The sequence below is a fragment of the Actinoplanes sp. NPDC051861 genome, from assembly GCF_040681145.1.
In the GTDB taxonomy this organism is placed as follows: domain Bacteria; phylum Actinomycetota; class Actinomycetes; order Mycobacteriales; family Micromonosporaceae; genus Actinoplanes.
Genome location: NZ_JBFAYE010000025.1, coordinates 104,452 through 129,389 on the forward strand (window position 1 = coordinate 104,452; position 24,938 = coordinate 129,389).

General features: G+C 69.6%; 20 protein-coding genes. 15 read left to right on the forward strand and 5 right to left on the reverse strand.

The features are described 5' to 3' along the window. Positions 1–80: 80 nt before the first annotated feature. Positions 81–2,246, reverse strand: coding sequence for an alkaline phosphatase family protein (locus AB0M02_RS40310; protein ID WP_364237267.1), 2,166 nt, complete (start codon positions 2,244–2,246; stop codon positions 81–83). 57 nt (positions 2,247–2,303) lie between these two features. On the opposite strand from AB0M02_RS40310, the gene AB0M02_RS40315 reads away from it, so the two are divergent. Together AB0M02_RS40315 and AB0M02_RS40320 are read left to right on the forward strand one after the other, a co-directional pair. Continuing rightward, positions 2,304–2,939 (forward strand): GntR family transcriptional regulator, encoded by a 636-nt coding sequence (locus tag AB0M02_RS40315; RefSeq protein ID WP_364237269.1) that lies wholly within the window; start codon positions 2,304–2,306, stop codon positions 2,937–2,939. An 8-nt stretch (positions 2,940–2,947) separates the two neighbouring features. Then, positions 2,948–3,955 (forward strand): 1-aminocyclopropane-1-carboxylate deaminase, encoded by a 1,008-nt coding sequence (locus AB0M02_RS40320; protein WP_364237270.1) that lies wholly within the window; start codon positions 2,948–2,950, stop codon positions 3,953–3,955. Between the two features lie 213 nt (positions 3,956–4,168). Here the strand turns inward: AB0M02_RS40320 and AB0M02_RS40325 are convergent, their stop codons facing one another. Then, positions 4,169–4,984 (reverse strand): SAM-dependent methyltransferase, encoded by an 816-nt coding sequence (locus tag AB0M02_RS40325; protein WP_364237272.1) that lies wholly within the window; start codon positions 4,982–4,984, stop codon positions 4,169–4,171. Positions 4,985–5,113: 129 nt separating this feature from the next. On the opposite strand from AB0M02_RS40325, the gene AB0M02_RS40330 reads away from it, so the two are divergent. From AB0M02_RS40330 to AB0M02_RS40345, 4 genes are all read left to right on the forward strand, one after another. After that, complete coding sequence (locus AB0M02_RS40330; protein WP_364237274.1) at positions 5,114–5,803, forward strand: hypothetical protein; 690 nt, start codon at positions 5,114–5,116, stop codon at positions 5,801–5,803. A gap of 78 nt (positions 5,804–5,881) precedes the next feature. Continuing rightward, entirely contained in the window at positions 5,882–6,739 is an 858-nt protein-coding gene (locus tag AB0M02_RS40335; protein WP_364237276.1) for a 3,4-dioxygenase subunit beta, read from the forward strand. Between the two features lie 128 nt (positions 6,740–6,867). Further along, positions 6,868–7,743 (forward strand): acetyltransferase, encoded by an 876-nt coding sequence (locus AB0M02_RS40340; protein ID WP_364237278.1) that lies wholly within the window; start codon positions 6,868–6,870, stop codon positions 7,741–7,743. Between the two features lie 63 nt (positions 7,744–7,806). Further along, on the forward strand, positions 7,807–8,220 hold the full coding sequence (locus AB0M02_RS40345) for an aromatic ring-opening dioxygenase LigA (RefSeq protein ID WP_364237280.1): 414 nt from the start codon (positions 7,807–7,809) through the stop codon (positions 8,218–8,220). Positions 8,221–8,239: 19 nt separating this feature from the next. On the opposite strand, the gene AB0M02_RS40350 is transcribed toward AB0M02_RS40345, so the two are convergent. Then, entirely contained in the window at positions 8,240–9,265 is a 1,026-nt protein-coding gene (locus AB0M02_RS40350) for a LacI family DNA-binding transcriptional regulator (protein WP_364237282.1), read from the reverse strand. A 143-nt stretch (positions 9,266–9,408) separates the two neighbouring features. On the opposite strand from AB0M02_RS40350, the gene AB0M02_RS40355 reads away from it, so the two are divergent. Genes AB0M02_RS40355 through AB0M02_RS40380 form a run of 6 tightly spaced genes read left to right on the forward strand, consistent with a single transcriptional unit; the run spans position 9,409 to position 15,651 of the window. Next, complete coding sequence (locus AB0M02_RS40355; RefSeq protein WP_364237284.1) at positions 9,409–10,704, forward strand: sugar ABC transporter substrate-binding protein; 1,296 nt, start codon at positions 9,409–9,411, stop codon at positions 10,702–10,704. Next, positions 10,701–11,612 carry a sugar ABC transporter permease gene (locus AB0M02_RS40360; protein ID WP_364237285.1) on the forward strand — a complete coding sequence of 304 codons (912 nt, stop codon included), beginning with the start codon at positions 10,701–10,703 and terminating at the stop codon, positions 11,610–11,612. The genes AB0M02_RS40355 and AB0M02_RS40360 overlap by 4 nt, the downstream gene beginning before the upstream one ends. Positions 11,613–11,616: 4 nt before the next feature. Next, positions 11,617–12,423 carry a carbohydrate ABC transporter permease gene (locus AB0M02_RS40365; protein WP_364237288.1) on the forward strand — a complete coding sequence of 269 codons (807 nt, stop codon included), beginning with the start codon at positions 11,617–11,619 and terminating at the stop codon, positions 12,421–12,423. Positions 12,424–12,426: 3 nt separating this feature from the next. Continuing rightward, positions 12,427–14,283 carry a beta-L-arabinofuranosidase domain-containing protein gene (locus AB0M02_RS40370; protein ID WP_364237290.1) on the forward strand — a complete coding sequence of 619 codons (1,857 nt, stop codon included), beginning with the start codon at positions 12,427–12,429 and terminating at the stop codon, positions 14,281–14,283. A gap of 34 nt (positions 14,284–14,317) precedes the next feature. Next, the gene (locus AB0M02_RS40375) at positions 14,318–14,650 is read left to right on the forward strand and encodes a PadR family transcriptional regulator (RefSeq protein ID WP_364237291.1); all 333 of its coding nucleotides are present in this window, start codon (positions 14,318–14,320) and stop codon (positions 14,648–14,650) included. Next, positions 14,647–15,651 (forward strand): hypothetical protein, encoded by a 1,005-nt coding sequence (locus AB0M02_RS40380; RefSeq protein ID WP_364237293.1) that lies wholly within the window; start codon positions 14,647–14,649, stop codon positions 15,649–15,651. Before AB0M02_RS40375 ends, AB0M02_RS40380 begins: the two co-directional genes overlap by 4 nt. Here AB0M02_RS40380 and AB0M02_RS40385 read toward each other — a convergent pair. Both AB0M02_RS40385 and AB0M02_RS40390 read right to left on the reverse strand, forming a co-directional pair. After that, positions 15,638–16,132 (reverse strand): VOC family protein, encoded by a 495-nt coding sequence (locus AB0M02_RS40385; protein ID WP_364237296.1) that lies wholly within the window; start codon positions 16,130–16,132, stop codon positions 15,638–15,640. The two genes, AB0M02_RS40380 and AB0M02_RS40385, sit on opposite strands and share 14 nt — an antisense overlap. 2 nt (positions 16,133–16,134) lie before the next feature. Continuing rightward, on the reverse strand, positions 16,135–18,090 hold the full coding sequence (locus AB0M02_RS40390) for an EAL domain-containing protein (RefSeq protein WP_364237299.1): 1,956 nt from the start codon (positions 18,088–18,090) through the stop codon (positions 16,135–16,137). A gap of 112 nt (positions 18,091–18,202) precedes the next feature. On the opposite strand from AB0M02_RS40390, the gene AB0M02_RS40395 reads away from it, so the two are divergent. The 3 genes from AB0M02_RS40395 (at position 18,203) to AB0M02_RS40405 (ending at position 24,928) form a co-directional block, all read left to right on the forward strand. Beyond that, positions 18,203–19,366: a branched-chain amino acid ABC transporter substrate-binding protein gene (locus tag AB0M02_RS40395; RefSeq protein ID WP_364237300.1), complete on the forward strand. Its 1,164-nt coding sequence runs from the start codon at positions 18,203–18,205 to the stop codon at positions 19,364–19,366. A gap of 113 nt (positions 19,367–19,479) precedes the next feature. Next, positions 19,480–22,266 carry an AbfB domain-containing protein gene (locus AB0M02_RS40400; protein ID WP_364237303.1) on the forward strand — a complete coding sequence of 929 codons (2,787 nt, stop codon included), beginning with the start codon at positions 19,480–19,482 and terminating at the stop codon, positions 22,264–22,266. 211 nt (positions 22,267–22,477) lie between these two features. After that, positions 22,478–24,928, forward strand: coding sequence for a glycosyl hydrolase family 65 protein (locus AB0M02_RS40405; protein WP_364237305.1), 2,451 nt, complete (start codon positions 22,478–22,480; stop codon positions 24,926–24,928). Positions 24,929–24,938 lie beyond the last annotated feature (10 nt).

The window sequence follows — 24,938 nt, forward strand, 5'->3', positions numbered from 1 at the left end:
AACGCGGCGGTGGGCGGTGGGTAGTGCGGCGGTGGGCGGTGGGTAGTGCGGCGGTGGGTGGTGCGGCTAATACGTACCCCTCAAAGGTCTGAGCGCAAGCCGCTGCGGGCCAGCCAGCGGCGCAGTTGCTGGTGCACCGCCTCGGCGCCGTGAAGTTCGCCCTGGTCGAGTAAGTCGTCGTCGATGGGCCAGTCGTGGGGATGGACCAGGATCGGGTGGTTCTGCCAGCCGCCCAGGCCGCCGTGGCAGCCGACTAGTTCTTCGAAGGCGTGTACCTCATCGGTGTTCGGATCGAGGGTGGAGTGGACGTAGAGGTCGGGAGCTTCGGGGAACGAGGCCACGCGTAGCAGGTCGGGTGCGGCGCGTGGGCCGAATGTGGTGAGGGGGTCGTGGCCCTGGACGGTGCCGTCGGTGAGCAGGTGGACGCCTTGCGGACCGATGGCGATCGGGCCGCGGGCGCTGTCCGCGACGAGGAAGGCGATGCCGGGTTCGGTGAGCAGGCCCGGAATCAGGCCGGGGAAGTGTTCGCGCAGGTCTTCGAAGGTGAGGCGAGAAGGGTGGCGGGGGAACCAGATCAGGCCGAGGTTGCCGGAGCCGACGACTACGAGGTCTTTGCCGGTGCCGCTCTGTTCGGTGGCGGGTGGGCCGACGATCATGCCGCCGCGTTCGGTGGTGGAGCGGCGGGCGGCCCAGCGGCCGACCGCGCCGCCGGTGCCGAGGAGGTCGGCGAGCAGGGCGTTGACGGGGCCCCAGCCCTCCACGTCGCTGGTTGCGCTCAGCGTCGCGGGCGCCGGCATGTGCAGGTGGGCGCGCACGGCGTCTTCGAGGGTACGGCCGGCGAGCTGGCGGAACGTCGGACCTTGGCTCTGGCCGTGGTCGGAGAGGACGACGAAGCGGTAGGGGCGGGGTGCCGCGGCCGCGATCTGTTCGAGGGTGCCGAGTACACGGTCGACGCCGGCCAGTGCGTCCATCGATTCGGGACGGGCCACGCCGGCGTGGTGGGCGATCTCGTCGTAGTCGACGAAGTCCACGAATATAACCGGGGCGCCGCGCATCATGTGTTCGGCGACCAGGGCGACGTTGAGGTCGCGCAGCAGGACGTTCGTGAGGCCGCGGAGCAGTGGGTAGGAGCCGTGGCGGTGGATACGCGGTTCGATGCCGCGCATCCGCTGCTGCCGGCCCTGGTAGATCTCTTTGACGATCTCGCCGGCGGTCAGTACCAGCGATCGGACCAGGATGAACGGGCGCGCGAAGAAGCGGAGGTAATCGCTGCCGGGGCCGAGACCTCCGCGGCGGCCGGCGCGGCTCATCACCATGAGGGCGGTGGTGGCGTCGCCGCTGAACATGTTGGAGATGCTCACTCCGCCGTCGGCCAGCAGGCCGTGGCCGTCGGAGAGGCGTTTTTCGATCAGTTCGGCGTCGGCGGGGCGGTTGGCGACGACGAGACGGCCGAGGGAGCGGTCGTACCAGCGGAACGCCGGGATGCCGTCGCTGCGGCCGTGGAGCAGACCGGCCTGGCTGGCGGGCGTGGTGGACGGCACTCGTGCCCACCACGAGGTGGCGTCGTGGCTGCCGGAGCGCACCCACCGTGAGACGGTCGGCAGGATCCCGCTGAGGATGCCGTGGCGCAGCAGGGGATAGGGCAGCCCGTCGACCTGAACGATCACCACCCCGGCAGGGACGCCGGGCGGTGGTGCGGTGCCGGGTCGGAGGCCGCCGGAATTGGGCGCGGTGCCGGGCGGCGGGGTGGTGGCTTGGCGGCGGGACTCGGGCTGTGGGGTGGTGGCTTGGCGGCGGGAACCGGGCGGCGGGGTGGTGGCTTGGCGGCGGGCGCGGCGGAGTAGGTCTGCTACCAGGTAGGAGCTGTCGTTTACGCCGAGTACCCAGTGAACGACCGCTGAGACCAGGCCGACGACGCCGAACGTGGCGAAGACGGTGTGCCAGCCGTCGACTCTGATCATGGGGGCGCTGGTGAGGGCTATGCCGACGATCAGGACTTGGGTGGCTACGCCTAGGACGAGGGCGGCTACGGCGCCGCACCAGCGGGCTAGGAGGCGGAGTACGGGGCGGGTGAGGCCGTCGGCTGTGGCTACGACGGCGGCCAGGGCTAGGCCGACCCACCATGGGCCGAGGTCGAGGCCGGTGAGCAGCCAAGACGCCGCGGTCAGGGCGGCCGCGGTGGGGAGCAGTCCCAGGACGGCGTCGCGCGTGTCGCGGTGGGTGATCACCGCTGCGCGTCCGATCACACGTCCTGACGGTACGCGGATCTTGTGATCAGGGGGCCTGGTATCTAACATTTCAGTGTGGAGAGCATTGGACGGCACCTGTTGCGGGACGCCGCATACGGCCGGATCCGGGGGGCCATCGTCGACGGGACGTTGGCTCCGGGGGCGGCGTTGCGGCCGGACGAGCTGGCGGAGCGGCTCGGGTTGTCGCGGGCGCCTATTCGGGACGCGATCGCGCGGCTTGCGAGTGAGGGGCTGGTGGAGACGAAGCCGCAGAGCTACACGCGGGTCACCGAGGTGAAACCTAAGGACGTCGAGGATGCGGCAGCGGTGCTGGGGGCCATGCATGACCTGGCCGTTCGTAATGTCGCGGGGAGTTTGACCGGGGAGGTGGTGGATCGGATGAGGGAGGCCAACGTGCGGTTCGCCGCTGCGGTTGCGGCGGGTGACGTCGAGGGGGCGCTGGCGGCCGACGACGAGGTGCACGCGGTCCCGCTGCTGGCTTACGGCAATGCCGCGGCGACCGGCACCGTCGAGCGTTACACGCCTCTGGTGCGGCGAGCCGAGCGTCTCCTCTTCACATCGCCGCAGGCGACACGGTCCGTCCTGTTGCACGACCAACTGATCTCCGCCCTGGCCGCGCGCGACGTCGAGGGTGCCGTCGCGGTGAACGCGGAGATCTGGGGCCATCTGCACCACAGCGTCGATCTGTAGGAGTTGTCATGCCGCTCGCTGACTTCAACCGTCATCCCCTCCTGTTCGGGCCGTCGCCGGTGCACCGGCTCGATCGGCTCACGCGCCACCTCGGCGGCGCGACGATCTGGGCGAAGCGGGAGGATTGCAACTCCGGTATCGCGTACGGGGGTAACAAGACGCGCAAGCTGGAGTATCTGGTGGCCGACGCTCTGAAACAGGGTGCGGACACGCTCGTGTCGATCGGTGGGGTGCAGTCCAACCACACCCGGCAGGTCGCCGCCGTGGCCGCCGCGACCGGGCTGAAGTGTGTGCTGGTCCAGGAGAGTTGGGTGGACTGGCCGGACAGCGTCTACGACAAGGTGGGCAACATCCTGATCAGCCGGCTGGCCGGTGCGGACGTGCGGCTGGTCAAGGCGGGTTTCGGGATCGGCTTCAAGGAGAGCTGGGAGGCCGCGCTGGCCGAGGTCACGGCGTCCGGGGGTACGCCGTATGCGATCCCCGCCGGCGCCTCCGACCACCGTCTCGGCGGGCTGGGTTTTGCGAACTGGGCCTATGAGGTGATCGAGCAGGAGCGGGCGCTGGACGTCTTCTTCGACACGATCATCGTCTGCTCGGTGACCGGCAGCACGCAGGCCGGGATGATCGCCGGGTTCGCCGCGGCGGGTGGGCGTCCGCGCCGGGTGATCGGTGTCGACGGGTCGGCCAAGCCTGTGGAGACGCGGGATCAGGTGGCCCGGATCGCGCGGAACACCGCTGCGCTGATCGGTGTCGACCGGGATCTGACCGAGGACGAGATCATCCTGGACGAGCGGTATCACGCGGGGATCTACGGCATTCCGGACGAGTCGACGCTGGACGCCATGAAGACGGCCGCGCGGACTGAGGGCATGGTCACCGACCCGGTGTACGAGGGCAAGTCGATGGCCGGCCTGATCGATCTGGTCCAGCGCGGCGAGATCGGGAAGGACTCGAACGTTCTCTACGCGCACCTGGGTGGTCAGCCGGCGCTGAACGCCTACTCGGCGCTGTTCTGACGCGGGCAGAGGCGAGGAGGGGCAGGGCGCGGGCGGGCGCGGCAGGACGCGGGCGGGGCGCGGGCGGGCGTGGCGGGGCGCGGGCCAGCGTGGCGGGGCGCGGGCGGGGCGCGGGCGGGCGCGGCGGGGCGCCGGCGGGCGCGGCGGGGCGCGGGCAAGTGTGGCGGGGCGCGGGCGGGCGTGGCGCGTGTGGGGCAGGGAGGTGGGAGAGGGCTACGGTTTGCGGCCTACGGCGCCGTAGATGGCTATGTCCTCGCGGGCCGGCAGCTGGTCGGGCGGGACGGTGGGGTGCCACTCCGAGACCGCCACGATGCCCGGGTCGACCAGGTCCAGGCCGGTGAAGAACTCGGCGAACTGGTTGCGGGTTCGGGGGTGGGCGTCGGATTTGCCCTGGGCGATCATTTCGCGGGCTACGGCGGCCTGGGCGGGAGGGGAGTAGTCGAGGGTGAAGTTGGAGGCGGCGAGATAGCTGCCGGGTGGTAGGGCGTCTATCAGGCGGTGGACCACGGTTCGGGCCTGGTGGTGGTCGGGGATGAAGTGGAGTACGGCTACGAGCATGAGGGCTACTGGGCGTTCCATGTCCAGTACTTCCTTGAGCTCGGGGTGCCCGAGGATCTCGGCTGGGTTGCGGAGGTCTTCCTCGAGGTAGCGGGTGCTGCCCTCGTCGGAGCTGGTGAGCAGGGCGCGGGCGTGTACGCCGACCATGGGGTCGTTGTCCACGTAGACGACGCGGGCGCGTGGGTTGATCCGCTGGGCTACCTCGTGGGTGTTGTCGGCGCTCGGCAGGCCTGTGCCTACGTCCAGGAACTGGTCGATGCCTGCCTCGCCGGCCAGGTAGCGGACGGTGCGCTGGAGGAAGGCGCGGTTCTCCCGGATCGTCACGCGGACTGCGGGATGGGCTCGTTCGATCATGTCGCCGGACTCGCGGTCGGCGGCGAAGTGGTCCTTGCCGCCGAGCCAGTAGTTGTAGCGGCGGGCCGGGTGGGCCTTGGAGGTGTCCAGGCCAGCGGGCGCGTTCTCGTCCGTCACCGTCTCGTCTCCCCGTGTCGACGTCGTGCGATGCATCGACCTTAATCGAAACGTTGCAATGATGGCGATCCGGTTCTAGGGTTCAGATATCGAAGCGCTTCGACATCCCCCCAATCTAGGAGTCGAGGCATGCGCAAGTTACAGATCGTTCTGTCCCTGCTGGTGGCGTCGGTGCTTCTGGCCGTCGGGCAGTCCCCGGCCCGGGCCGCCGTCTGGGGCTCGTCCGACCAGTGGGCGACGTGGAACAACGGCGGGTACGCGCTCTACAACAACATCTGGGGTTCGGGTGCCGGGCCGCAGAGCATCTGGGCGAACTCGTACAGCAACTGGGGTGTGTGGGCGAACCACCCGAACACCGGTGGCGTGAAGTCGTACCCGAACGCGAGCAAGAGCGTGAACATCCGCCTGAGTTCGCTGCGGAGCGCGACCAGCAGTTTCAACGTGACGGTGCCGTCGTCCGGCGCGTACACCAGCGCTTATGACATCTGGGCGGACGGTCACACGTACGAAATCATGCTCTGGATGAACAAGCGGGGGGCTGTCGGTCCGCTGGGGTCGTTCCAGACGAACGCGACCGTCGGTGGGCACACGTGGGCTGTCTACCGCGGGTCCAACGGATCGAACGCGGTGTTCTCGTTTGTGCGGACGAGTAACGCCAACGCCGGCACCGTCGACATCCGCGCGGTTCTCAATTGGATCCGGAGCCGGGGCTGGTACGGCGATGTCACGCTCAGCACGATTCAGTTCGGTTACGAAATCACGTCGTCGAGTGGTGGCCTGAACTTCGTCACCAACAGCTACTCAGCCACGGCGAGCTGAAAGGGCCCGGCCGGCCCCACAGGGGTCGGCCGGGACTATCACAGCAAGTCCCAAGATTGCGGTGTTTGCATAGTCCCCGTGAGCAGATTTCCGACCTACGAGGGCCGCCCTCTTCCGCACCCCGGCGAAGAGGTGTTCGACCAGGGGCTGGGGTTCGACCTCGGCACGCTGATGGGCCGCCGCCAGGTCCTGCGGGCGTTCGGCATCGGCGCGGCCGCGCTCGGTCTGGCCGCCTGCAGCGACACGTCGCCGAACACCTCGTCGGCCGCCACGACGACCACGACCGGCGAGATCCCCGACGAGACAGCGGGGCCGTACCCGGGGGACGGGTCGAACGGGCCGGACGTGCTCGAACAGAGCGGCATCGTGCGAGGCGACATCCGGTCCAGCCTCGGCGGCGCCGGTGGCACGGCTCAGGGCGTACCCATGACGCTCGAATTGACGATCAAAGACCTGGCCAATGGTGGGGACGCGTTCACCGGGGTGGCCGTCTACGTCTGGCACTGCGATCGGGACGGGCGCTACTCGATGTACTCCGAGGGGGTCACCGAGGAGAACTACCTGCGTGGTGTGCAGATCGCCGACACCTCCGGCAAGGTCACCTTCACCAGCATCTTCCCCGCCTGCTACCCGGGCCGGTGGCCGCACGTGCACTTCGAGGTCTACCCGGATCAGGCGAGCATCACCGACTCGGCCAAGGCGATCGCGACGTCGCAGGTCGCCCTCCCCAAGGAGTACTGCGAGGCGGCCTATCAGGAGGCGGGGTACGAGCAGTCGGTGGCCACCCTGTCGGACCTGACCCTGGAGAGCGACAACGTCTTCGGCGACGACGCGGGCGGCAGTCAGCTGGCCACCGTGACGGGCGACGTGAGCAGCGGATTCACCGTGGCGCTGAGTGTGGGTGTGGACACCCGGACGAAGCCGGGCCGTTCCTGATAGATTTCGCGCTACGCCGACGAGAGCCTGGAAGGAGGTCAGAACCATGTCCGATGTTCTGCGCCCCCTCCGTGGCCCGGCGTCACCGCGGATCTGATCCGGGGCGCGCGCTGCCCGGAGGTCTCGCCATGACCGATCTGATCGTCCGCCCGCTCACCGCGGGCGAGGAGCAACTGTTCGATTCGATGCCCGATCCGCTGCCCGAGCTGCGGCAGGTGAGCTACGCCGACGGTCTGGCCGGCGGCGGCTACCGGCCGGAGCACACCTGGGTGGCCCTTCGCGACGGCCGGGTGGTGGCCCGCGCGGCCTGGCTGCTGCCACCCGGCGCCGTCGGCGAGCCGTGGCTGGAACGGTTCGAGGTGGCCGCCGAGCCCGAGGTGGGTGCAACGCTGCTGCGCGCCGCCCACGAGGCGCTCGGCGGTCCGAAGATCTACTACGCGGCGGCGCCGGCCTATTGGCGAAGGCGCACAGAGGTACGCGAGGCGCTGTCCGCGCCGATGACCGCCGCTCGCCTGGCCGGGCTCACCGAGACCGGCGAGCGGCTGCGGCTGACCTGGACGCGTACCCCGTTGCCGGCGGCGTCCGGCCGGTACACGTTCCGCGCGGCCGAAAGTGATCAGGAAGTCGAGGAGCTGGTCGCGCGGATGACTGACCCGGCCGTGCTGACGGGTGTGGAGATGGCTCGCACTGCGGCGGGGGTCGATCTGGCCCGGGATCCGTTGAAGTGGGTCTCGGGTACGTGGCGGGTCGCCCTCGACAGCGACGTCCCGGTCGGACTGGCCGGCCCGACCGGCGACGCGTGCTACCCGATGATCGCCTACCTGGGCGTGCTCGAGGAGGCGGCGCTCAGCGACCTGGTCGCCGACGCGGCCGCCACCCTCGAGGAGCAGGGTGCCTACGAGGTGGTCGCCGACGTGGACGCCCACCGGGTCGCGGTGGTCGCCGACCTCGAACGGCTGGGTTTCCGCCGGGTCCGTTCCCGGGTGGCGTTCATGCCGGAGTGACGGCCGGGGCGGTCATCCGTCGCGGATGACGACACGACGTGATCACGCCGTGAGGGTAGGACCATGGCACGCACCGGACGGGTTTCCCTCATCGGACTATTGACGATCATCGCGGGTGCGGTTCTCTTCGTCGCCGGCGTGATCACGTACACGACCGTCAGCTCGACGCTCTCCGACCAGCAGATCACCGTGTCGGAGGACGCCGACAACTTCGCGGGCAGTCACGTCGACCAGCCGTGGGAGGCGTACGCCGAGGCGATGGTGATCGCGGAGCACGCGGACGAGATGGCCGGCGGCAAGACCTACGCCCAGCTGCCACGTGACGACCCGAACCGGGAGAGCGTGATGAACGCGTCGTTCCTGCAGGCGTCGCTGTTCACGTCGGTGGTCGCGTTCGGGGTGGCGGCGCTGGCCGCGGGCCTGGGCATCATCTTCGTCCTGATCGGCATGGCGCTGCGGCGGGTGGCGACGGTCTGAGGCCCATCAGAAACCAGCGTCAGAGGGCCGTGGACTCTCGCGGGACCAGGCGGCACGGGAGCTGTTCGACGCCCGAGCCGAGGGTGCCGTCGAAGGCCGCGGCCAGCCGCTCCGCCGCGACCCGGCCGAGGTTCTCCAGGTTCATGTCGATGCTGGACAGCGGTGGCCGCGAGCTCGTAGCGAAGATCTCCCAGTTGTCGAAACCGATCACCGCTACGTCTCGCGGCACCTCGAGCCCCGCCTCGTGGAGCGCGTCGATCACCCCTCGCGCGATCTGATCCGATCCCGCGAAGACCGCGTCGAGCGCCGTGTGCCGCCCGAGCAGCATCCGTGTAGCGCTGCGTCCCCACGCCTCGGTCCAGGTGCCGAAGTAGACGCGGTCGCCGGCGAGGCCGAGTCCGCGATCGGTCAGCTCGGCCAGGGCGCCGGTCGCGCGGTCCTGCGCGGCGCCATATGTCGCATCACCCGTGATGTGCGCGATCGAGCGCCGTCCCAGCTCGACGAGATGCTCGATTGCCATCCGCCCGGCGGACACGTTGTCGCTGACCAGGGAGAGGTCCGCGGGGTCGGCGGACGGCGCGTACGCGTACACCACCGGCACCGGCAGGTCACGCCCGATCGACGGCCGCGGGTCGGGACGGGCCCCCACAACGATCAGCCCGTCGACCCGGCGGCTGAGCAACGTCCGAAGGTGATGACCCTCCCGGATGGCGTCGCCGCGCGCGTCGCAGAGCAGAACGCTGGTCCGGTCCGCCCCGAACGCGTCCTCCGCACCCATCAGGATCGGGATCGACAGGCGGCCCTCCAGGTCGGATGTGATCAGCCCGACCATGCCGGTCCGCCCGGCGACCAGACCGCGGGCCAGGGTGTTCGGCGAATAGGAGAGCAGCCCGGCCGCCTTCAGCACCTCGGCCCGGGTAGCGGCCGAAACATGTTTTCGGCCGTTGAGCGCCTTGGATGCCGTGGCGATCGAGACCCCGGCCAGACGGGCCACGTCGTGCAATGTGGCCGGTCGCCAGACGGTGTGCGGTTCGGTAGAGGTCACCCCGGTTTCCTCCGTCCCGGACGTATCAGGCACTCACCGTAGCGCCTCGACCACTCTTGATTCTCGATGTGACGCGCGTTACGTTCGGAAAGCGTTTTCGGAACCTGCAAGATCACGTAGTGCAGGGAGGGGGAACCAAGACCATGTCCAGAGCCCGGCGCCTGATCGCCGTCGCCATGGCCGCCGTCCTCGCGGCCGGGATGACGGCGTGTGGCGGGGATTCCGATGAGAACGGCGGCGCCGTCGACACCGGCGGTGTCGAGGGAACCGACGACGGCGCGAAGCTGACACTGTGGACCAGGGCTCCACTGGAGTCACAGGCCAAGCTTCTCGTCGACGCATACAACAAGAGCCACAAGAACCAGGTCGCGCTGACCGTCGTCCCGAACGACGACTACGTGGCGAAGGTGGGTGCGGCGGCCGGCAGCGGCGGTCTGCCGGACCTGTTCGCGGCGGACATCGTCTACGTGCCGAACTGGACCGAGGCGGGGCTGTTCGCGGACCTGACGAAGCAGATCGACGCGCTGCCGTACGTTGGCCAGATCAACAAGGGGCACCTGGACGCGGGCACGCGTGACGGGAAGAAGTACGTCCTGCCCTTCGTCCTGGACCTGTCGGTCATGTTCTGGAACAAGGACCTCTACCAGAAGGCGGGCCTCGACCCGGAGAAGGGGCCGACGACGCTCGCCGAGTTCAAGGACCACGCCCTGAAGATCCAGAAGATCGCGGGCAAGGGGCAGTACGGGTCGTACTTCGGCGGCAACTGCGGTGGCTGCGGCGTCTTCACCTGGTTCCCCATGATCTGGGCGAGCGGCGAAGAGGTCATGAACCCCGAGGGCACCGAGTCGCTGCTCGCCGGGACCGCCGCCAAGGAGGTCTACAAGACCTGGCGCGAGCTGTGGAGTGCCGGAGCGGTCGACCCGGGCAGTCGGGACGAGACCGGCGCGACCTGGGTGGCCGGCTTCCAGGAGGGCAAGATCGGCGTGATGCCGTACCCGGCGACCCTGCTGCAGACCGCCGACAAGACCGTCAAGGTCGGCGTCGCGCCTCTGCCCGGCGTCAGCGGCGGAGGGTCCACCTTCGTCGGCGGCGACGGCATCGGGATCTCCAAGGACTCCAAGGCCACGGCTCAGGCGTGGAACTTCCTCTCCTGGATGATGTCCGAACAGGCCCAGGTCAACGTCCTGGCCGCCAACAACACTGTGGTGTCCCGGTCGGACCTGGCCGACAACGAGTTCTCCCGGAAGGACCCGCGGGTCCTGGCGATCAACAAGGTCGCGGCCGAGCCGGCCAGCAAGACCCCGGTGGCGAAGAACTTCCAGCAGGCCTTCAACGCGGCCGGCAGCCCCTGGGTCACGCTCTTCCGCAACCAGGTCTTCTCCGGCGCCACCGATCCCACCGCCGACAACACCGCGATCACCGAGGTCCTCGGCCAGTGACCGCGACACTGCAGGAGTCGCCCCCGGCCAAGCCGGGGGCGGCGCACGTTCCGCCACGCCGGCGGCGCCAGGCGCTGACCGGCTGGGCGTACGCGTCACCCACCGCGCTCTTCGTACTGATCTTCTTCGCGATCCCGGTCCTGCTGGTCGGGCAGATGTCCGTCTCCGACTGGGGCCTGTTCGCGGGCAATCGTGGCGTCAACGCGCCGGAGAACTTCGTCGACGCGGTCGACCAGCGGCTGTTCTGGCCGGCGGTCGGCTTCACCGTCAAGTACACGGTGATCACCACGGTCCTGCTGATCGCCCTGGCGCTCGGGCTGGCGCTGCTGGTCCAGGAGTCGACCCGGTGGTCGGCCTTCCTGCGCACCGCGATCCTGGTGCCCAGCGCCCTGGGCCTGGCCAGCGCGTCGCTGCTGTTCTACGCGCTGTACTCGCCGCAGAGCACGCCGCTCGGCTTTCTCGGCGTCGAATCATTCTTGGGTACGCCGACTCGCGCTCTCTGGTCCACCGTCGCGCTGATCGTCTGGCGTTTCGCCGGCTTCTACATGCTCCTGCTGCTGGTCGCTCTGCAGGGCATCTCCGCCGACGTCTACGAGGCGGCCGAGATGGACGGTGCCGGTAGGTGGCGCACCTTCCTCTCGATCACGCTGCCCCTGTTGCGCTCCTCGCTCGCGCTCTGCACGATCCTCTGCGTCACCGGCTCGCTGCTGGCGTTCGACCAGTTCTACATCCTCACCAAGGGCGGCCCGGACAACAGCACCGTGACGATCGTCCAGCTGATCTACAACGCCGCGTTCGCCGGTGCCAACAACCTCGGCCTCGCCGCCGCGCTCTCGATCATCGTGCTCGCCGCGCTGCTGGTGCTGAACATCGGCCAGTTCCGCTGGCTGCGCGGAAAGGAGAACTGAGCCGATGCGGCGGATGCCCTACTACGTCTTCACCGGCTCGCTGGCGCTGCTGTTCCTATTCCCGCTGGCCTGGGCCGGCGTCGCCTCGGTCTCCCCGCAGGGCGGCACCGCGCAGACCGGCGGCTGGGGCTTCGCCAACTACGGCACCCTCGCCGACTACCAGGCCGGCATCTGGGTGTATCTGATGAACAGCGTCGTCGTCTCCGGCCTGACCGTCCTCTTCACGCTGACCGTCTCGCTGCTCGGCGGGTACGCGTTCGCCCGCTTCCGCTTCCCCGGCAAGAATCTGCTGTTCCTGGTCACCCTGGCGATCCTCATGGTCCCGTACGCGACCCTGCTGATCCCGCTCTACGTCCTGCTCAACCGGATGGGCCTGCAGAACTCGCTGGTCGGCCTGGCCCTCGTGCTGACCATGTTCCAGCTGCCGTTCGCCACGTTCATGATGCGCATCTCGTTCGAGGCCGTCCCCGCCGAACTGGAGGAGGCCGCCCTCGTCGACGGCTGCGGTTCGGTACGCGCCCTGGTCGACGTGATGCTCCCGGCCGTACGCCCCGGACTCGTCACCGTCGGCCTCTTCGCCTTCCTCGCCGCCTGGAACGACTTCATCACCCCGCTGGTCCTGATCAGCGACGCCGACAAGGCCCCACTGCCGCTCGCCGTCGCCAACCTCCGCCAGCAGGTCATGGGAATCATCGACTACGGCGCCACCGAAGCCGGCGTGGTCGTGCTCGCGCTGCCCTGCGTCGTGCTGTTCCTGGCACTCCAGCGGCAGTACATCCGCGGATTCATGTCCGGCGCACTCAAGGGGTGAGCGATGATCGACGGACCGGTACGGCCACGCCGCTCGCGACTCCGGCCCGTCGGGCCGGACCGTGTCCGCATCACCGGCGGTTTCTGGGCCGAGCTGCAGGAACGCAACCGCGACGCGATCCTTCCGCACATCGCCGAGTGGCTGGACCGGACCGGCTGGCTTGCCAACTTCGCGAACGGGCCCGCCGAACGCCGCGGCCGCGAGTTCTCGGACAGCGAGATCTACAAGTTCCTGGAGGCGCTGGCGTGGGAGCTGGGCCGGGAAGAAAACCCCAAACTTCAGGAAATATACGATAAGTCGGTGAAAGCGGTCGCAGCTGCGCAGAAGACCGACGGTTATCTGAGTACGAGATTCGGCCGCGAAGGACAGGAACCCCGCTGGTCCGACCTCGAATGGGGCCACGAGCTCTACTGCATCGGCCATCTGATTCAGGCCGCTGTCGCCCGCGCCCGCACCGGCCATCCCGGCGACCTGCTGGTCCAGGTCGCCCAAAAGGCCGCCGACCTGGTCTGCGACACGTTCGGCGCGGACGGCATCGCCTCGATGGACGGCCACCCGGTGATCGAACCGGCGCTGGTCGAGCTGTACCGGGTCACCGGCGAGCAGCGCTACCTCGACCAGGCGCGGCTGTTCCTCGACCGGCGTGGCACCCGCATCCTCCCGGACATCGAGTTCGGCCGGGCGTACTGGCAGGACGAGGTGCCGGTCCGCGACAACACGGTCTTTCACGGCCACGCCGTCCGCGCCGTCTATCTGGCCGCCGGCGCGATCGACCTGGCTGACGAGACCGGCGACGAGGAACTGCTCGACGCGGTGACCCGGCAGTGGCGGCGTACCGTGGCGCGCCGCGTCTATGTCACCGGCGGCATCGGCTCACGCCACCAGGACGAGGCGTTCGGTGAGGACTTCGTGCTGCCGCCCGACCGCGCGTACTCGGAGACCTGCGCGTCCGTCGGCTCGATCATGGTGGCCTGGCGCCTGCTGCTCGCGCACGGCGATCCGGCCGCCGCCGACCTGATCGAGCGGACCCTGTTCAACGTGGTGGCCACCTCGCCGGCCGCCGACGGCAAGGCCTTCTTCTATGCCAACACGCTGCACCGCCGGGCGATCGGCCCGCTGCCCGACCAGGATCGGCCGAATCCGCGCCCCACGGCCACCGTGCGCGCACCCTGGTACGAGGTCTCCTGCTGCCCGACCAACGTCTCGCGGACCCTCGCGTCCGTCGCCGGCTACGTCGCGACCGAGGATGACGACGGCCTGCAGCTGCACCAGTACGTCCCCGGGACGGTCGCCGGCCGGGTCACCGTCACGACCCGCTATCCCGCCGACGGTGAGATCCACATCCGGGTCGACGAGGACGCGGACGAGCCCTGGTCGCTCTCACTGCGCGTGCCCGCGTGGGCCGGCGACGGCGCCACGCTGACCGTCGGCGGTCACACCTGGGAGGTCGAGCCCGGTTACGTGACCGAGCGCCGCCGCTGGCGCCGGGGTGACGAGGTGGTCCTGTGCCTGCCGGTCGAGCCCCGCTTCACCCACCCCGACCCCCGGGTCGACGCGATCCGCGGCTGCGTCGCCGTGGAACGCGGCCCGCTCGTCTACGCCCTCGAGTCCGTCGACGTCCCGGGAGCGGACTCGGTGGACGAGATCCGCATCGACCCCGAACACGCCCCGGTCCTCCGCGGCGGCCAGGTTCTCGTCCGTGCCCGCCGTCTGACGCTCTCCGATGAGGACTGGCCTTATGCGGCCGCGCCGCCCCGCCCGGCCGCCGAGGATCTGGGCGAGGTGCCGCTCATTCCGTATCACACCTGGGCGAACCGGGGCCCGTCCACCATGCGCGTCTGGCTTCCCACGCTCTGCTAGTCTGAATCCCAACTAGTTGGGATTGCGAGGACCGGTGGACGCGGAATCGGGCTGGGTGCGGGCCACCCTCGAGCTTGCGGTGCTGGCCGCCCTGACCGAGGGCGACCAGCATGGGTACGCGCTGGCCCGCCGCCTGTCCGACCAGGGCCTCGGCACCGTGCGCGGCGGCGTCCTCTATCCGGTGCTGAACCGCATGGAGGCCGACGCTGTGATCGCCGCGACCTGGCACGCCGGGCAGGGCGGCCCGGGGCGCAAGGTCTACGCGATCACCGAGGCCGGCCGGGAGCGGCTGGCCGGGCAGCGGGCCGCCTGGGCGCGGTTCACCGCGACGATGAGCGAGTTCCTGAGCCAGACGGAGGCACGATGATGACGTCCGACCGCACGTTCGACCGGTGGGAGCTCGCGGCACGGCGCGAGCTGGCCGACCGCGGCATCGGGTTCCACGAGGCCAACCCTCTGATCGAGGACGCGCGCGGCTATCACGCGGAGAGCGGCCAGGACCCGTGGACCGCGCTCGGCGATCCGGCCGAGTTCGCCGCCGAGGTGGCCGCCGCCGTCCCCGCCGGCCTCGACGTGCACGGCAAGAGCCCGCGCGACTACTTCAGCGACGCCGCGTTCGCCCTGGCCTGGTTCGCCGTTCTCGGTCTGGTGCTGGGCGCTGTCGTGGCCGGTGGCCTCACCATCCCGGTCACCGTCGCCGGAGCGGCCGGCGCCCTCCTGAGCGGGCTGGCCGTTCTCGCCGCCGCCGTGCCGGCCGCGGCCCGCGCTGCCGGGCGCCCGGGACTGGCACCCTGGGGTTTCGTCCTCTGTGGTGTCCTCGTCGTCGCCGCAGGCTGCGCGTTCACCCTGCTCCCGCGCACCCACATCGGCGATCTGCCGGTCCTGCTCGCCCTTCTCCTGGCAATGGTGGGGGCGGGCTGGCTGCTGCGCCCCACGCCGGAGCCGAAAGCCGAGCCCGGGCCCGCGCCCGCGGCCGCCGACGACCCCGGCGATCCGGACGCGTGGTTCGCCCGGCTGGAAGCGGTGCTGATCGGCCGCCACGACGTCCCGCCGTCCCGCGCGGCCGAATTGGTCGCGGAGGCACGCGCCCACGTCGCCGACGCTGGTTCGCAGCCGGCGGACGAGTTCCCGTCGCTCGCTGAGTACGCCCGGGATCTGGCCGCCAGCGAGTCCGTCCGCCAGGGCCCGTGGTGGCGCGGCCCGCTCGCCATGTTCGCGGCGACCGCGGCCGTGGTGCTCTGCTGGCTGGTTCTCGTCATCGAGGCCGCGGTCGACGGCCAGTGGTGGGTGGCCATCCTCGGATCGTTCGCCGCGCCGCTCGGCGCCCGCATGCTCGTCGAGCGATACCAGGCGGTCAGAGCACTTTAGTTCCGTACATCTCACCCAGCGGATCCGCGATCAGCTCGATCCTGGCGCCGTCCGGGTCCTTGAAGTACACCGACACCCCGCTGTGCACCACGTGCTCCACGCCCGCCTCGGCGAGCCGTCCCACCAGCCCTTCCCAGCGTTCCGGCGCCACCGAGATGGCCATGTGGTGCAGCCCGCCGAGGACCTCGGCATACGGGCCCAGGTCCAGGCCGGGCAGGTCGAAGAAGGCGAGCAGGTTGCCGTTGCCGATGTCGAAGAAGAAGTGCGACGAGCCGGGATAGTCCCGGTTCTCGATCAGCTCGGTCAGCGGGAAGCCGAGCAGGTCCTGGTAGAAGCGGACCGTCGTCTCGACGTCACTGCTGATCAGCGCGGTGTGGTGCAGCCCGCGGGCGGTGGACTGCGGGCGGTCGGCGGCCGGGCGCAGGTAGGCGTCGCGGATCCGGTGTCGTGCGGCCTCCAGTGAGGCGAGGTCGGTGCTCATCCCTAGTGCGTATCCGAGAAGTCCCGGCCGGTCAACGCCCCGGCGGCCACCTCCTGCGCCTGGTCGCAGGCGTCGCGGAGGCGCTCGGCCGGCACCGGGCGGCTCAGCGCGTACCCCTGGGCGTAGTCACACGCCATCTCGCGCAGGCGCACCAGCGTCTCCACGTCCTCGACGCCCTCGGCGACGACCCGCAGGCCCAGGTTGTGCCCGAGATCGATCGCGCTGCGCACCATCACCGCGTCCGGTGTGCCGGGTGAGAGGTCACGCACGAACGTCCGGTCGATCTTCAGCTCGCCGGCCGGGAGACGGCGGAGCTGGGCCAGTGAGCTGAACCCGGTGCCGAAGTCGTCGACCGACACGCTCACACCCTCGTCGCACACCCGGTGCAGGGCGCGGATCGCGCGTTCCGGGTCGGCCATGATGCTCGTCTCGGTGAGTTCCAGGCGCAGCAGACCGGGCGGCAGGTCCACCTCGGACAGGGCGGCCAGCACGTTCGGGACGAAGCCGGCGTCGGCCAGGACGCCGGGGGAGACGTTCACCGCCACCCGGCAGGGCCAGCCCTCGTCGCGCCAGCGGGCCGCCTGCCGGACCGCCAGCCGGAGCAGGTGGTAGGTGAGCCGGACCTCCAGGCCACCGCGTTCGGCGGCGGGCAGGAAGGCGGCCGGCGGGAGCAGCCCCTGCCGGGGGTGCTGCCAGCGGACCAGAGCCTCCGCCGAGGTGACCTTGGCGTCGGCCAGGCGTACCTGAGGCTGGTAGTGAAGCAGCAACTGGCCGTCCGGGTCGCCGGTGTCGAGCAGTCCGCGCATGTCACCGAAGAGCTGAAGGCGGTCCTGGTGCAGGTCGGCGTCGGCGTCCGCGTCGTACACCGACACACCCCCGCCGTTGCCCTTGGCCCGGTACATCGCGGCGTCGGCGTGCCGGAAGAGCTCGTCGCCGGACCCGTGCGCCGGGCCGTACGCGATCCCCAGACTGCCCCCGATCGCCGCCGTACGCCCGTCCGGGGTGAAATCCCGGCGCAACTCGGCCACCAGGCATTCACCCAGCGCCCAGGCCGCGTCCCGGTCGTGCACGAGCGGCATCAGCACCGCGAACTCGTCCCCGCCGAGCCGGGCCACCAGGGCCTCGTTCCCGGCAGCCGCGGTCAGCCGGCGCCCGGCCTCCTGCAGCACCTGGTCGCCGGCGTGGTGACCCAGGGTGTCGTTGACGGCCTTGAACCCGTCCAGGTCGATCACCATGAGGGCGGCCTCGTGGCCGCTGTCCACGGCGCCGGTCAGCGCGGTCTCCAACTGCCGTGTGAACAGCGAACGGTTCGGCAGGCCGGTGAGCGGGTCGTGCAGGGCCTGGTGGCGGCTCTCGGCGGCGTGGTCGACGAGCCGTCGCTGGTAGCCGAGAGCCATCTTGAGGATCATCGCGACCAGGACGAGGCCGGCCCCGAAACCGACCGACGTGCCGACCAGCAGGCGCACCTGGGTCTGGCGCAGCTCGGCCACCCGCCGCTGGGCGTCGTCGTGATAGGCCAGCGAGACCTCGTCGACGTCGTTCTGCAGCGCGTAGAACGCCGGCGTCACCTCGAGCCGGTCGAGGGTGACCTGTTCCGGATCGCTGTCGGCCACCATGACGATCAGCTTCTCGGCGAGTGCCCGGTAGGCCCGCTGCTGCTTCAGCAAGCGCTGCGCGTCGCGCTGCGCGTCCGGGTCCGACCCGGAGGCGATCGCCGTGAGCGTCGCGTCCGCCTTTTGCGCGACCTGGTCGAAGCGCTGCTTCACGGCGACCGACGGCTCCACCTCGTAGTGCCGCAGGTTCACCTCCTGCATCGCGATGGCGATCCGTGCCTCGATGAACTGCAGGTCGACCGCGAGGGCGCGGCTCTGCTCGTCGGTGACCCGGGTGGTGTGCAGCGTCCCCTGGATCACGTAGGCCGCGAGCGCCAGCAGGACGCCCGCGAGGGATGCGGTCATCACGACGCTGGGTCCGCGCAGTCGCCTGATCACGTCTTGCCATTCGGCACGTACCGGCGGGCAGTCAAGGAATCGGGCTCAGCTATCCGGGAGCCGGACCGATACGACTGTCATGGGGTCCCGACGCACGCTCTCCGTTGCCGCAGTCGGCGCTGTGCTGGCGCTTCTCGTGGGCTGCGGGGACGGCAGCGAGCCTGCGGCGGCGCCTGCCGCGTCAGCGGGGGCCGACACCGTACGCCTGGCCGCGCTGGTCCCGCTCACCGGCCGTAGCAGCCAGTCCGGCGAGGCTATGTCGCACGGGGCGAAGCTGGCCGTCAGTGAGGCCAACGCCGCCGGGGGAGTGCTGGGCCGCCAGGTCGAGCTGATCGTCGAGGACGACGCCTGTGAAGCCGGCACGGCCGTCACCGCGGCGCAAAGCGTGCTGAAGAGGGACGTTGCTGTCTCGGTCGGCGGTTACTGCAGCAGCGCGGTCGTTCCCACGCTCAAGATCTTCCATGACGCCGGCGTGCCGATGATCGTCGCGCAGGCCAACTCGACCGACCTCCTGGAGGCCGGCTACAACAGCGTCTTCCTGCTCTGCGGAACGGTGGTGGCCGAGGCGGACTTCGCGGTGAGCTGGATGAGCCGGCTCGGCGGCAAGCGGGTGGCGGTGGTGCATGACGGCACCAGCTTCCCGGTCACCCTCGCCGACGCCACGGTCAAGGCCGCCGAGCGTACGAGGAAACTCGCCGTCGCCGCGGAGCTCAAGCTCAGCCAGGGCGCGCCCAGCTATGCCCGGACCGCCGGCGCGATCGTCGACGCGAAGGCCGACATCGTCTACTACACCGGTTACTACAGCGAGGCCAGCCAGCTGATCAGGGATCTGCGCGCGGCGAACTTCCGCGGCAAGATCGTGGTGGGCGACGGCGCGGCCGACGAGTTGCTGTTCCAGGACCTGACCGCGGAGCAGACCCGCGACGTGTACGGCACCGCGCTCATCTTCCCGCAGTTCATGCCCGAGCTGGCGGCGTGGTCCGAGCGTTACCGGGAGGCGATCGGTTCGGCCCCGGGGCCGTCCACCGTCGAGGGTTACGACGCGGTGAAGGTCGCCCTGGACGCGATCGCCCGTGCGGGCTCGCTGGACCGCGAGGCCATCCGCACCGCGATCGCCGCCACGGACACCGTGGTCACGTCCGGCCAGGTCAGTTTCAACCCTGACGGTACGCGTACCAAGCCCACGTTCCTGCTGTTGCAGGCGAAGGGGACGGCGTTCGCGCTATTCAGTTCGGCCTCTTGACAGTAACGCGCGTCGATGGGTGAATGTGTTCGACCCTGATCGGAGTCGTTCGGCTCTGATGGGTTATGCCGGCGTCCTCCGGCAGAACGACCACGTTCCCCTGAAGGAGTCCGATGCGCCTCCTGCTCGCACGCGCCCTCTCCGTCCTGACACTCGCCGCCGCCGGACTGGTCGCCACCACCACGCCCGCGTCGGCTGCCGTACCCAAGACCCCACCGCTGACCACTCCCTGGACCAGCCAGGTCAACCCCGCGAACCCGCTGCCTGAGTACCCTCGGCCGCAGATGCTGCGCCCCGACTGGCAGTCGCTCAACGGTGAGTGGCAGTTCTCGAACCCGGCCACCGACTCGGCCGGCAACGTCAACCGCAACGCGGCCCCGCCGATCGGGCAGACCCTGCCGGAGCGGATCAATGTGCCGTACCCCGTCGAGTCGGCGCTCTCCGGAATCATGCGCAACGACAACCGCGACCTGATGTTCTACCGGCGGACCTTCACGGTCCCGTCCGGCTGGAACGGCCGCCGCGTCCAGTTGCACTTCGGCGCCGTCGACTACGAGGCCACCGTCTGGATCAACGGCACGCAGGTGACCACGCACCGGGGCGGTTACGACCGTTTCGAGGTGGACATCACCCCGCAGCTCAACGGCGGCACCAACGAGATCGTCGTCCGCGTTTACGACCCGACCAACGGCCGCGGCGAGGAACAGCCGGCCGGCAAGCAGGTCAACAGCCCGAGCGGCATCTTCTACACCCCGACGTCGGGCATCTGGCAGACGGTCTGGCTCGAGCCGACCGCCACCTCGTCCATCTACTCGGTCGACATCTATCCGAACATCACTGCCCAAAATGTACGCGTACGCGTCTTCACCCGCGGCACCGTGAGCGGCCACAGTGTCTTCGCCGAGTCGCTGAACGGCTCCACGGTCGTCGGCTCCGCCACCGGCGGTTTCACCGAGTTCACGGTTCCGGTCCCGAACCCGCGGCTCTGGTCGCCGGACGACCCGTTCCTCTACAACCTGCGTGTCGGCCTGCGCAACAGCAGTGGTGCCACCGTCGACCAGGTGACCAGCTATTTCGGCATGCGGGAGGTCGGGACGAAGCTGGTCAACGGTGTACTGCGGCCCACCCTCAACGGCGAGTTCGTCTTCCACGCCGGCACGCTCGACCAGGGCTTCTGGCCCGACGGCCTGTACACCGCGCCCACCGACGCGGCGCTGGCCTTCGACATCCAGAAGCACAAGGACCTGGGCTTCAACATGATCCGCAAGCACATCAAGGTGGAGCCCGCCCGCTGGTACTACCACGCCGACCGCCTCGGCCTGCTGGTCTGGCAGGACATCCCGTCCGGCGGTGACGACACCAAGTCGGCGGCGCAGATCGCCCAGTTCGAGACCGAGGCCCGCGAGATCATCGACGAGCACCGGGCGTTCCCGTCGGTCGTCACGTACGTGCCGTTCAACGAGGGCTGGGGCGAGTGGAACCTCGCCGACACCCAGCGGATCACCCGGGACCTGGAGAACTACGACCCGACCCGCCTGATGAACCCGCACAGCGGCTTCAACTGCTGCGCCTCCAAGGGCGACCCGGGCACCGGCGACATGATCGACTGGCACATGTACACCGGCCCGGAGGCGCCGAACCCGAGCTCCACCCGGGTGTCGATCCTCGGCGAGTTCGGCGGTCTCGGGCTGCGCACGCCGGGACACGAGTACAGCCCGAACGGGCAGTTCTTCGCGTACGAGCAGATGTCGAGCAACGCGCAGCTCAACGACCGGTTCACCGGCATGATCCGGGACTCGCAGAAGCTGATGACGCAGAAGGGGCTGTCCGGCTTCGTCTACACCGAGATCACCGACGTGGAGGGCGAGTACAACGGGCTGCTCACCTACGACCGGCAGATCCAGAAGGTCGACACCAACCAGGTGCGCACCGCGCTGACGAACCTGATCCGCGCGTCGAAGAACCAGAACGCGAGCGTGCCGCTCACCCTCGGGCATGTCCGGTCGTTCCAGGTGACCACGGCCGGCTACACGAACCGGTTCCTGCGGCACGCCAACTCGCTCGCCCGCACGGACGTGATCAGTGGGGACGGGCCGCGGCAGGACGCGTCCTTCCGTACCCTTGCGGGCCTTTCCGATCCTCGCTGCTACTCCTTCGAATCGGTCAACTTCCCGGGCCGCTACCTGCGGCACGCCAACAGCCTGGTGCGCCTCGACGCGGACACGGGCGGCACGTTCGCGGCCGACGCGACCTGGTGCTCCCGGCCCGGCCTGGCAGCGGGCGGTGTCTCGTTCGAGGCTGCCAACCAGCCCGGCCGCTACCTGCGGCACGCCAGTGACCAGGTACGCATCGACGCGAACACCGGCGGATCCTTCGCCGCGGACGCCACCTGGAGCGTCTCGGCGCCGGCTCAATGGCGCAGCTCGGTGATCCTGCCGTTCGACGTGCGGCGCTCACTGCAGGTCACCACGTGGAACTTCACCGACCGTTATCTGCGGCACGCTGACAGCCTGGGATGGACCGAGGTGGTGAACGGGTCGAGCGCGGCGCTGCTGAAGAACGACGCCACGTTTGTCCTGCGCCGCGGTCTGGCCGACAACTCCTGCTACACCTTCGAGTCGGTCAACGTCCCCGGCCAGTACCTGCGCCACGCCGCCAGTCGCATCCGTCTCGCGGCGAACGACGGCTCAGCCCTGTTCGCCGGCGACGCCACCTTCTGCGCCCGCCCGGGCGTCGGCGGCACCGGCGTGACCTTCGAGTCGATCAACTTCCCGGGCTCCTACCTGCGCCACTTCGAGGCCCAGGCATGGATCGCGGCGGGCAACGGCGGCACCTTCGACCGCCCCCAGACCCTGTCCGCCGACAGCAGCTGGAACGTCGTCTCCCCCTGGGCGCCGTAGTCCGCAGTTCGCGCAGCCCGGATCCGTCGCTGGCAGCGGCGGGTCCGGGCTGACCTGTTTCCGTGGCCATGCCGAAAGTTGCGGCCAATTGACGGGTTCCGCAAAGGGGTCCGACCGGTAAAATGAACGTCAATTGGGAGCGCTCCCATGACCGACTTTCCGCCGACCGGCACCGTGCCGGAGCGGCTTACCCGCCACCGGGGAGGAACTTTTGCGCTACGGGCATTTTGACGACGATCAGCGCGAGTACGTGATCGAGCGGCCGGACACTCCGCTGCCGTGGATCAACTACCTCGGCACCGAGGCCTACTTCGGCATCGTCTCCAACACCGGGGGTGGGTACTCGTTCTACCGCGACGCCCGCCTGCGCCGGCTGACCCGGTACCGCTACAACAACGCGCCGCTCGACGTGGGCGGCCGCTACGTCTACGTCCGCGACGACGCCAGCGGTGACTACTGGTCGCCCTCCTGGCAGCCGACGCCGGAACGGGAACTCGACTCCTACGAGGCCCGGCACGGCATGTCGTACACGAAGATCGCCTCCGCTCGCGGGGGCATCGCGGCCGAGACTCTCTACTACGTTCCGCTCGGGCAGACCCTGGAGGTCTGGCGTGTCCGGGTGACCAACAACCGTGACACCGCCGCCGAGCTGTCGCTGTTCTCGTCGATCGAGTTCTGCCTGTGGGACGCGCAGGACGACGCGACGAACTACCAGCGCAACTTCAACACCGGCCAGGTCGAGGTCGTCGACGGCGTGATCTACCACAAGACCGAGTACCGGGAACGCCGCGACCACTTCGCGTACTTCGCCTGCTCCGAGCCGCTCGCCGGGTTCGACACGCAGCGTGAGGCGTTCCTCGGGTCGTATCGGGGCTATGACCGCCCGGTCGCGGTCGAGCGGGGCTCGGCGGGCGACTCGATCGCGCACGGCTGGCAGCCGATCGGCAGCCACCACGTCAAGCTGGCGCTCGGGCCGGGCGAGACGCGCGAGGTGAACTTCGTGCTCGGCTATGCGGAGAATCCGCGCGACGCCAAGTTCGATCCGCCGGGCTCGCAGACCCTCAACAAGACCAACGTGCGGCCGGTCATCGACCATTGGTTGCGCTCCGAGAGCGTGGAGGAGGGGTACGCGGAACTGCGCGCGTACTGGGACTCTCTGCTCGGCGGGTTCCGTGTCCGCACCCCGGACGGCGACACCGACCGGATGGTGAACGTCTGGAACGCGTACCAGTGCATGGTCACGTTCAACATGAGCCGGTCGGCGTCGGGTTACGAAACCGGCATCGGGCGGGGCATGGGTTTCCGCGACTCCAACCAGGACCTGCTCGGCTTCGTGCACATGATCCCGGAGCGGGCCCGTGAGCGGATCCTCGACATCGCCGCCACCCAGAAGGAGACCGGCGGGGCGTACCACCAGTACCAACCGCTCACCAAGCGCGGCAACAACGACATCGGCGAGGGATTCAACGACGACCCGCTGTGGCTGATCCTCGGTGTGGCGGCGTACGTCAAGGAGTCCGGCGACCTCTCGATCCTCGACGAGCCGGTGACCTTCGACAACGAGCCGGGCAGTGAGGTGCCGCTCTACGAGCACCTGCGCCGCTCGCTGCGCTACACGCTGGACCGCCTCGGCCCGCACGGCCTGCCGCTGATCGGCCGCGCCGACTGGAACGACTGCCTGAACCTCAACTGCTTCTCCGACACCCCGGGCGAGCCGTTCCAGACCACCGAGAACGCCTCCGGCGGCGCGGCCGAGTCGGTCTTCATCGCCGGCCAGTTCGTGCTCGCGGCCAAGGAACTCGCCGCGCTCGCCGCGATCGTGGGCAAGGACGGCGAGGAGGCGATGTACCGCTCGGCCGCCGAGAAGATGGCCGGCAGCATCGCCGAGCACGGGTGGGACGGCGCGTGGTTCCGCCGGGCGTACGACTTCTACGGCCACGTGATCGGCTCGTCGGAGAACGACGAGGGGCAGATCTTCATCGAGCCGCAGGGCATGTGCGTCCTCGGCGGGGTCGGCCTCGAGGACGGCCTGGCGGTGAAGGCTCTGGACAGCGTGGCGGACCGGCTCGCCACTGCGCACGGCATCGTGCTCCAGCAGCCGGCGTACTCGAGCTACCGCATCGAGCTGGGTGAGATCTCGTCGTACCCGCCGGGCTACAAGGAGAACGCCGGCATCTTCTGCCACACCAACCCGTGGATCATGATCGGCGAGGCGATCGTCGGGCGCGGCGACCGGGCGTTCGACTACTACCGGCGGATCAACCCGTCGGCGCGGGAGGCGATCAGCGAGGTGCACCGCACTGAGCCGTACGTCTACGCGCAGATGATCGCCGGCAAGGACGCGCCGACGCACGGCGAGGCGAAGAACTCGTGGCTGTCGGGCACGGCCGCGTGGAACTACGTGGCGATCACGCAGTGGATCCTGGGCATCCGGCCGGACTTCGAAGGGCTGCGCATCGATCCGGTGCTTCCGTCCGAGTGGGACGGCTTCGAGGCGACCCGGTCGTATCGGGGAGCCACCTACGAGATCACGGTGAGCAAGCCGGCCGGGGCCCAGGGCCGCGTGACCCACCTGCTGGTGGACGGTGAGCAGGTGGACGGGAACGTGGTCCCGGTTGCTCCGGCCGGCGCTGTGGTGCGGGTGTCGGCGGTCATCGCCTGACCTGTTTTCA

Bases quoted from the DNA above. Each gene is read 5' to 3' on its own strand.
- AB0M02_RS40320 (WP_364237270.1), top strand. From the start codon at position 2,948: ATGCCGCTCGCTGACTTCAACCGTCATCCCCTCCTGTTCGGGCCGTCG.
- AB0M02_RS40330 (WP_364237274.1), top strand. From the start codon at position 5,114: ATGCGCAAGTTACAGATCGTTCTGTCCCTGCTGGTGGCGTCGGTGCTT.
- AB0M02_RS40340 (WP_364237278.1), top strand. From the start codon at position 6,868: ATGACCGATCTGATCGTCCGCCCGCTCACCGCGGGCGAGGAGCAACTG.
- AB0M02_RS40345 (WP_364237280.1), top strand. From the start codon at position 7,807: ATGGCACGCACCGGACGGGTTTCCCTCATCGGACTATTGACGATCATC.
- AB0M02_RS40355 (WP_364237284.1), top strand. From the start codon at position 9,409: ATGTCCAGAGCCCGGCGCCTGATCGCCGTCGCCATGGCCGCCGTCCTC.
- AB0M02_RS40365 (WP_364237288.1), top strand. From the start codon at position 11,617: ATGCGGCGGATGCCCTACTACGTCTTCACCGGCTCGCTGGCGCTGCTG.
- AB0M02_RS40370 (WP_364237290.1), top strand. From the start codon at position 12,427: ATGATCGACGGACCGGTACGGCCACGCCGCTCGCGACTCCGGCCCGTC.
- AB0M02_RS40380 (WP_364237293.1), top strand. From the start codon at position 14,647: ATGATGACGTCCGACCGCACGTTCGACCGGTGGGAGCTCGCGGCACGG.
- AB0M02_RS40385 (WP_364237296.1), bottom strand. From the start codon at position 16,132: ATGAGCACCGACCTCGCCTCACTGGAGGCCGCACGACACCGGATCCGC.
- AB0M02_RS40390 (WP_364237299.1), bottom strand. From the start codon at position 18,090: ATGACCGCATCCCTCGCGGGCGTCCTGCTGGCGCTCGCGGCCTACGTG.
- AB0M02_RS40395 (WP_364237300.1), top strand. From the start codon at position 18,203: ATGGGGTCCCGACGCACGCTCTCCGTTGCCGCAGTCGGCGCTGTGCTG.
- AB0M02_RS40400 (WP_364237303.1), top strand. From the start codon at position 19,480: ATGCGCCTCCTGCTCGCACGCGCCCTCTCCGTCCTGACACTCGCCGCC.